6 protein-coding genes and 1 pseudogene are annotated in these 7,965 nt (G+C 71.3%); all 7 read left to right on the forward strand.

The genetic code is table 11. The annotated features are described in order from the left end of the window. Positions 1-460 (forward strand): MmyB family transcriptional regulator (locus ACWEV0_RS35210; protein WP_453153887.1); only part of this gene is annotated, 460 nt, incomplete at its 5' end. Positions 461-782: 322 nt separating this feature from the next. Continuing rightward, positions 783-1,982, forward strand: a complete 1,200-nt coding sequence (locus tag ACWEV0_RS35215; RefSeq protein ID WP_453153888.1) for an 8-amino-7-oxononanoate synthase family protein — start codon at positions 783-785, stop codon at positions 1,980-1,982. A gap of 46 nt (positions 1,983-2,028) precedes the next feature. Further along, the gene (locus ACWEV0_RS35220; protein ID WP_453153892.1) at positions 2,029-3,243 is read left to right on the forward strand and encodes an MFS transporter; all 1,215 of its coding nucleotides are present in this window, start codon (positions 2,029-2,031) and stop codon (positions 3,241-3,243) included. A gap of 1 nt (position 3,244) precedes the next feature. After that, complete coding sequence (locus ACWEV0_RS35225; RefSeq protein WP_453153889.1) at positions 3,245-4,849, forward strand: carboxyl transferase domain-containing protein; 1,605 nt, start codon at positions 3,245-3,247, stop codon at positions 4,847-4,849. A gap of 9 nt (positions 4,850-4,858) precedes the next feature. Continuing rightward, entirely contained in the window at positions 4,859-6,841 is a 1,983-nt protein-coding gene (locus tag ACWEV0_RS35230) for an acetyl/propionyl/methylcrotonyl-CoA carboxylase subunit alpha (protein WP_453153890.1), read from the forward strand. Positions 6,842-6,849: 8 nt separating this feature from the next. After that, positions 6,850-7,710, forward strand: a complete 861-nt coding sequence (locus tag ACWEV0_RS35235; RefSeq protein ID WP_453153891.1) for a 3-hydroxybutyryl-CoA dehydrogenase — start codon at positions 6,850-6,852, stop codon at positions 7,708-7,710. 45 nt (positions 7,711-7,755) lie between these two features. Next, a pseudogene (locus ACWEV0_RS35240) lies at positions 7,756-7,965 on the forward strand (biotin transporter BioY); the annotation flags it as partial.

Here is a 7,965-nt window from a genome sequence, read left to right on the forward strand (position 1 = left end):
GCACCGCCTGCTCGACCTGCAGCCCAGCCAGCCCGCCTATCTCACCGACAACACATGGGACGTCCTCGCCCACAACGAGGCCATGGCCGAGTGGTTCCCCTGGGTGCGGCGCCCCGGCGCCAACCTGATCCGCTGGGGTCTGACCGACCCCGAGGCCAGGGCGCAGCTGACGGACTGGCCGCGGCACGCCAGGGCCTATCTCGCGATGCTGCGCTACGCCCTGGCGCAGTACCCGGGGCACCCCGAACTCGCCGGGATCCTCCGGACGGCCCTCACCGATCCGGAGGTCCGGCAGATCTGGGACGACGGCCCGGTCATCATCGCCAACCGGGACGGGCACACCTACCGGCTGACCATCCCGCGCTTCGCCCCCCGCGCCGTCGACGTGGTCACCCACGTCCTGCACCCCGTCGGGTACCCCGGCCTGCGCCTCACCTTCATCAGCCTGCAGGACGGCTGAGCCCTCAGTCTCGCCGATATCCGCGGCCCGTTCAACAGCCGCCGACCGGCAAAGATTTTCCGGTCCGAAAACCGGCAGATTTTTGCCGGTCCGCTTTTCCGGCACTCTTTCCCGCGTCTTTCCGGGCGCTTCCGGGTCTCTCCGCCGACCGGCAGAACATTGCCGGTCGCATCCGTTGACATTCGCTACACGCAGTTGCGAATCTCGGTGCACACCGGGCTCGTCGGGACCCTTCTGGCGGCACATCTCTGCCCCGCTCAGGTTCGATTCCAGGCTCGGAACTCGACCGAAAGAACTCGCGGGAGCGGCCTTGCACGCCTTTATGAACATCAAGAAGACGATAGGGATCAGCAACGACTTCTGGAACGTCACGGCCGACTCCGGAATGGCCGGAATCGTCGCCGGAAACCTCGGCTCGGGGCGCTACGCCGCCCTCGCCGACGGCCACGAGTTCCTGAACATGTCGTCGTACTCGTACCTCGGTCTCGACTCCCACCCGGCGCTGATCCGCGCCGCGGCCGACGCCGTCACCGACAACGCCTCGCTGAACACCTCGGTCTCCCGGATGCGCGTGCACTTCGGGATCCTGAAGGAGGCCGAGGACGCGCTCTCGGACCTCTTCCGGGTGGAGGCGGTCACCCTCGCCTCCTGTGCCGCGGCCGCCTGGTCCGCGCTGCCCCTGGTGGCCTCCGGGGCCTTCACCGACGGCGTGCCGCCGCTCATGGTGTTCGACAAGCACGCGCACTTCTGCCTGAACGCGATGAAGCCGAGCGTCGCCGACGAGGCCGAGGTCAGGACCATCGCGCACAACGACGTCGAGGCCCTCGAGGAGCTGTGCCGCACCCACCCCAACGTGGCCTACGTGGCCGACGGGGTGTACAGCACGGGCGGCCAGGCGCCGGTACGGGAACTGCTGCGGCTGCAGGAGAAGTACGGCCTCTTCCTGTTCTTCGACGAGGCGCACGGCGTCTCCACCTGCGGCGAGCAGGGGCGCGGTCTGGTCCTCGACACCATGGGCGAGATCAACGACCGCACCCTGATCATCACGTCCCTGAACAAGGGCTTCGGCGCCTCCGGCGGCGCGATCTTCCTCGGGCCGCGCGGCTCGCGGCAGCGCCGTGACCTCGCCCTGCGCTACGGCGGCCCGCTGACCTGGTCGCAGCGGATCAACACGGCCGGCCTCGGGGCGATCGTCGCCTCCGCCGCGCTGCACCGCTCGCCGGAACTCGGGACGCTCCAGCAGCGGCTGCGGGAGAACATCGACCTCTTCGACGCGATCGTGCCGACCGCGAACAAGGGCGACGGACTGCCCATCCGCTTCATCGACATCGGCTCGGAGGAGAAGACCGTCCGCATCGGCCGGACACTGCTTTCCGAGGGCTACTACACCTCCGCGCTCTTCTTTCCCGTCATCGCCCGCGGAAAGGCGGGGCTGCGCATCATGCTCCGTGCCGACATGACGAGCACGGACATCGAGCACTTCGGCCGCCTGGTCAATGACCTGCGGAGCCAGAATGACTGAGTCACGCATGACGGCCACGCGCGAAAAGGCCGTGAGCCGACGCACGATGGCACTGTCCTGCCTGTTGGTGTTCATGGCTCAGATGGCGACCACCATTTATCTGCCCTCGCTCCCGATCGTGGCGCACGACTTCGGAATGTCGCGTCATTACGCGGCCCTTTCCATTTCGGTGTTCGTGATCGGCGCCGCGGCTCCGGTCGTCCTGTGGGGAGTGGCGGCGGACCGGTACGGCCGCCGCGGCCCGCTGCTGGCCTCGCTGGCGCTGTTCGTGGTGAGCAGCGCGCTGATCGCGCTGTCCCGGTCCCCCGAGGGGCTGCTGGTGCTGCGCGCGCTGCAGGGCATCGGCGCCGGCGGCGCCGCGATCATCGCCCGGATCCTGGTGCGGGACCGCTGGAGCGGGGACGAGCTGGCCCGGCGGCTCTCGGTGCTGTCGATCGCGTTCATCACCGCGATGGGCGGCGGTCAGTTCATCGGCGGCCTGATCGGCAGGTACTCCCACTGGGAGACGGGCTTCGTCGTCCTCGCCGCGGTCGGCACGCTCGCCGCCGCCCTGACGTTCACCGTCCCGTTCGCGTCGAGCCGTGCCGTACAGCCACCGTCGGAGGTGCTGCGGATCTGCCTCGACATCAGCAGGCAGCCCCGCTTCCTGCTGCCGGCCCTGGCCGGCGGTGCGGGGTTCGCGACGATCGTGCTGCTCCAGGAGGTCAGCCCGTTCGTCTTCCAGCAGCACTTCGGGCTCGCCACCGACCAGTACGGAAGCCTCGGCCTGCTCCTCGGCGCGGCCTACTTCGCCGGCGCGATGACCGTCAACCGTCTGGTGGCGAGGGCCGGTTCGGGTCGTCTGATGACCGCCGGGTCGATCGTGATGACCGCGGCCGGCGTCCTGATGATCGTGCTGTGGTCGGTGCCCGGCCTGCCGGACGGCGGCGCCCTGGTGGCCTTCGTCGCGCTGTACTGCGTGACCACGTTCGGGCAGTCGGTCCTGTTCCCCAACAGCATGGCCACGGCCGTGAGCAGCCAGCAGAGCCACGGCGCCTACGCCGTCTCCCTGTGCGGCTTCCTCCAGCAGTCGATGGCGGGCCTGGCCGCGGCCACGGCCGCGCTGCTGCAGGCCGACCTCGCCTGGGCCACGGTCGCCGCCGGGCTTGGCGCCGCGGCCTGGCTCATGACCCGTGTCGCCGTCCGCTCGGCAGTGACCGGCGACGCCCCTTCGGCAGCCCCTTCAGCAGCCCCTTCGGCCATCCCTTCGGAAGGGAAGTGACATGGCGGTTCTGCGTTCCCACATCAACCCGGCCGGCGAGGTGTTCCGCCGCAACCGCGAGGCCTACGCCGGCCTGCGCGAGCAGATCGCCGCGGCACGCGCCACGGCCACGGCCGGCGGCGGCGCCGAGGCACAGGCCCGGCACGCCGCGCGCGGCAAGCTCTCCGCGCGGGAGCGGGTGACCCGGCTGCTCGATCCGGGCACCCCGTTCCTGGAGATCGGCCAGCTCGCCGCGCACGAGGTGTACGAGCAGGCCGTGCCGTCCGCGGGCATCATCACCGGCGTCGGCATGGTGGAGGGCCGGCCCACGGTCGTGTTCGCCAACGACGCGACGGTGAAGGGCGGCACCTACTACCCGCTGACCGTGCGCAAGCACCTCCGGGCCCAGCAGGTGGCCCGCGAGAACGGCCTGCCCTGCGTCTACCTGGTCGACTCCGGCGGCGTCTTCCTGCCGATGCAGGAGGACATCTTCCCGGACGAGAACCACTTCGGGCGGATCTTCCGCAACATCGCGGAGATGTCCGCGATGGGCCTGCCGCAGATCGCGGCCGTGATGGGCTCGTGCACCGCCGGCGGTGCGTACATCCCGGCGATGTGCGACGAGACGGTCATCGTGAAGGGCACCGGCTCGATCTTCCTGGGCGGTCCGCAGCTGGTACGGGCGGCGACCGGCGTGGTCGTCGACACCGAGACCCTGGGCGGGGCCGACCTGCACACCACGACCAGCGGTGTCGCCGACCACCTCGCCCTGAACGACGAGCACGCGCTCACCCTGGTGCGCGAGATCGCCGCCCGGCACGGCAGGACCATGCCCGCGGCGCCGCCCGAGACGCCGGTGCCACCGCTGTACGACCCCGCCGAACTCGCGGGCGTCATCAGCGCCAACCCGCGGGAGCCGATCCCGGCCCGGGAGATCCTCGCCCGGCTGCTGGACGGCAGCGAGTTCACCGAGTACCGGGCCCGCTTCGGGCCGACGATCGTGTGCGGCACCGGCCGGATCGGCGGCTACCCGGTGGGCGTCCTCATCAACGACGGCGTGCTCTTCTCCGAGAGCGCCCAGAAGGCCGCGAACTTCATCGAGCTGTGTTCGCAGCGCGGCATCCCGCTGCTGTTCCTGCACAACATCAACGGCTTCATGGTCGGCGCCGAGTACGAGGCCGGCGGCATCGCCAAGCACGGCGCCAAGATGGTGAACGCCGCCTCCTGCGCCGCCGTCCCGAAGTTCAGCGTGCTGATCGGCGGCAGCTACGGCGCGGGCAACCTCGCCATGTGCGGCCGCTCGATCGGCCCGCAGCTGATGGCCATGTGGCCCAACGCCCGTACCTCCGTGGTCGGCGGCGAACAGGCCGCGACGGTCATGGCGCTGATGAAGAACGAACAACTGGCCAGACAGGGCCAGTCGATGAGCCCGGAGGAGGAAGAGGCCTTCAAGAAGCCGATCCGGGACAACTACGACCGCGAGGGCCACCCCCTCTACGTCGCCGCCCGGCTGTGGGTGGACGCGCTCGTCGACCCCACCGACACCCGTGAATGGCTGACGCTGAGCCTCGCCCTGGCCGCGGCAGCACCGCAACGAGAGACGCGCTTCGGCGTGTTCAGGATGTGAAGGTCCGTCATGGTGAAACGACTCCTGATCGCCAACCGGGGCGAGATCGCCCGCCGCATCGCCCGCACCTGCAGACGGCTGGGCATCGAGTACGTCGCTGTCCACTCGGAGGCCGACGGCGCCGCGGCGCACCTGGAAGGCGCCGTCGAACACGTCCTGATCGGGCCCGCTCCGGCGGCCGACAGCTATCTGCGCGCCGAGGCGCTGGTCGACGCGGCCCTGCGCACCGGCTGCGACGCCGTCCACCCCGGCTACGGGTTCCTCTCGGAGAACGCCGAGTTCGCCGCCGCGGTCACCGACGCGGGCCTGGTCTTCGTCGGGCCCGACGCGCCGACCATCGCGGCCATGGGCGACAAGTCCACCGCGAAGCGCCTGATGGCCGAGGCGGGGGTGCCGGTGCTGCCGGGCTCGGCGGACGCCACCGAGTCGGTGGACGAGATACGGGCGCACGCCGGACGCATCGGCTACCCGGTGATCCTCAAGCCGGTCGCCGGCGGCGGCGGCAAGGGCATGCAGGTCATCGAGCGGGAGGCGGACCTCGCCCCGGCCGTCGAGGCCGCGGTCCGGCTCGCCCGCGCGAACTTCGGCGACGGACGCCTGCTGATCGAGCGGTACCTGCGCCGGCCCCGGCACATCGAGGTCCAGGTCTTCGGCGACACCCACGGCGACGTGGTGCACCTCTTCGAGCGCGAGTGCTCGCTGCAGCGCCGGCACCAGAAGATCGTGGAGGAGGCGCCGGCCGCCAACCTTCCGGCGGCGGTCCGGGAGGCACTGCTCGCCTCGGCCGTCCGCGGCGCGCGGGCCATCGGCTACGTCAACGCGGGCACCTTCGAGTTCATCCTCGACGGGACGGGCGAGTTCTTCTTCCTCGAGGTCAACACCCGCCTCCAGGTCGAGCACCCGGTCACCGAGGCCATCACGGGCCTCGACCTGGTCGAATGGCAGCTGCGGGTCGCCGCGGGCGAACGCCTCCCGCTGTCACAGCCCGAGATCACCGCGTCCGGGCACGCCGTCGAGGTCCGCGTGTACGCCGAGGACCCGGACGCGGACTTCCGCCCGGCACCCGGCCGCGCACTCGCCGCCGTCTGGCCGACGGGAGTACGGGTCGACGCGGCCTTCGACGACACGGGCGACGTGCCGGTCTTCTACGACCCGATGATCGCCAAGCTCGTCGCCCACGGCCCCGCCCGGCCCGCCGCCCTCGCCCGGCTGCTGCACGCCGTACGCTCCACCGCCGTCCTCGGCCTCACCACCAATCTCGGCTTCCTCGCCGACCTGCTGCGCGACCCCCGGGTGAGCGCTGGTCTGGTCGACACCCACCTGGTGGACGAGTTCACCGAACGCGCCACGGAACACCGGCGCGACCTGGAACCGCTCGCCGCGGCCTGCGCGGCCGCGATGAGCCTGCCCGCCCGCCCCGCCGGGGCCGTCGGCGACTCGCCGTGGACCGGTTCCGCCGGCGCCCTCGACCGGCGGCTGCTCGACCCGCACGCCCCACTGGGCCGCGTCGCCTGCCGGGTGGGCGGCCGCCCGCTCGAGGCGTCCCTGCTCTCCCGGCGGCAGGACACGCTCACGGTCAGCGTCGCCGGCGAGCGTCTCTCCGTCACGTGCGTGCCGGACGGGACGCTGCTGCGCGGCACGGCCGGCGAGGCGCGGTGGACGGGCCTGCGCAGGGCCGACGGCTGCGAACTCGTCGTCGACGGCCACCGGCTGACCCTGACGCTCGGCGTCACCGGCGAGGACGACGATACGGCGGGCGGTGACGCGATCACCTCACCCATGCCCGGCACCGTCGTCCAACTGTCCGTCACCGCAGGCGACTTCGTCGAAGAGGGCGACACCGTGGCGATCGTGGAGGCGATGAAGATGGAGAACCGCATCCTCGCCCCCGTCTCCGGTGTCGTCGAGGAGGTCCGCTGCGCCCTCGCCGACATCGTCTCGGCCGACCAGGTCCTCGTCGTCATCGATTCAGAGCAGAACGAACGGAAGTGAAGAACCAGATGAACCCCATCCGCCGTGTCGGAGTGGTCGGCTCGGGCGCCATGGGTGCCGGAATCGCCGAAGTGAGCGCCCTGGCCGGCCTGGACGTGCTGGTCGCGGTCTCCCGCGAGACCTCGCTGACCACGGGGCGGCAGCGCGTGCTCGCCTCCCTCGACCGCGCTGTCGCCAAGGACCGTCTCACCGCGGCCGAACGGGACGCGGCGGTCGCCCGCATCCGGTTCACCATGGATCTGGGCGAGCTGGCCGACCGGCAGCTGGTGGTCGAGGCGGTCCGCGAGGAGGAGACCCTCAAGCTGGACCTCTTCGCCGCCCTCGACAAGGTGGTCGAGGACCCGGAGGCGATCCTGGCCTCCAACACCTCCTCCATCCCCATCATGAAGCTGGCCGGGGCCACCGACCGCCCGGCCCAGGTCATCGGCACCCACTTCTTCAACCCCGTACCCGCCATGTCCCTCGTGGAGCTCGTCGGCTCGCTGCACACGTCCGAGACGACCATGGACCGGGCCGAGGCATGGGTCGCCGAGACGCTGGGGAAGACGCCCATCCGCAGCAAGGACCGGGCCGGCTTCGTCGTCAACGCGCTGCTCGTGCCGTATCTGCTGTCCGCCGTACGCATGGTGGAGACGGGCTTCGCCAGCGCCGAGGACGTCGACCAGGGCATGGTCCTCGGCTGTTCCCACCCCATGGGCCCGCTGCGGCTGACCGACATGGTGGGCCTGGACGTCGTGGCGGCCGTGGCCGACGCGCTGTACCAGGAGTTCAAGGAGCCCCTCTACGCGGCTCCGCCGCTCCTGGCCCGCATGGTCGAGGGCGGCCTGCTGGGCCGGAAGTCGGGCCGCGGCTTCTACGCGTACCCGTAACCGCCGCGCGCCCCTCCGCACACCCACCAGAAACGGACCACCCACGTGACCACTGCCAGCACGCTCTCTCCCTCGACGCCCGCACCCACGGGACTGGTCCTCGCCGACCTGATTCCCGTCCGGGGCACCACCCGCGCCCGCGCCCGCGACGCCGCTCTGGTCCTCGGCGGTGCGGCTCTGACCGGGCTCGCCGCCCAGCTCGCGGTGCCGGTGCCCGGCTCGCCGGTCCCGGTGACCGGGCAGACCTTCGCCGCC

The organism is Streptomyces sp. NPDC003943, assembly GCF_053605265.1.

What these genes read in the sequence shown, in the direction of transcription:
- ACWEV0_RS35215 (WP_453153888.1), top strand. Translation starts at nt 783, where the DNA reads ATGAACATCAAGAAGACGATAGGGATCAGCAACGACTTCTGGAACGTC.
- ACWEV0_RS35220 (WP_453153892.1), top strand. Translation starts at nt 2,029, where the DNA reads ATGGCACTGTCCTGCCTGTTGGTGTTCATGGCTCAGATGGCGACCACC.
- ACWEV0_RS35225 (WP_453153889.1), top strand. Translation starts at nt 3,245, where the DNA reads ATGGCGGTTCTGCGTTCCCACATCAACCCGGCCGGCGAGGTGTTCCGC.
- ACWEV0_RS35230 (WP_453153890.1), top strand. Translation starts at nt 4,859, where the DNA reads ATGGTGAAACGACTCCTGATCGCCAACCGGGGCGAGATCGCCCGCCGC.
- ACWEV0_RS35235 (WP_453153891.1), top strand. Translation starts at nt 6,850, where the DNA reads ATGAACCCCATCCGCCGTGTCGGAGTGGTCGGCTCGGGCGCCATGGGT.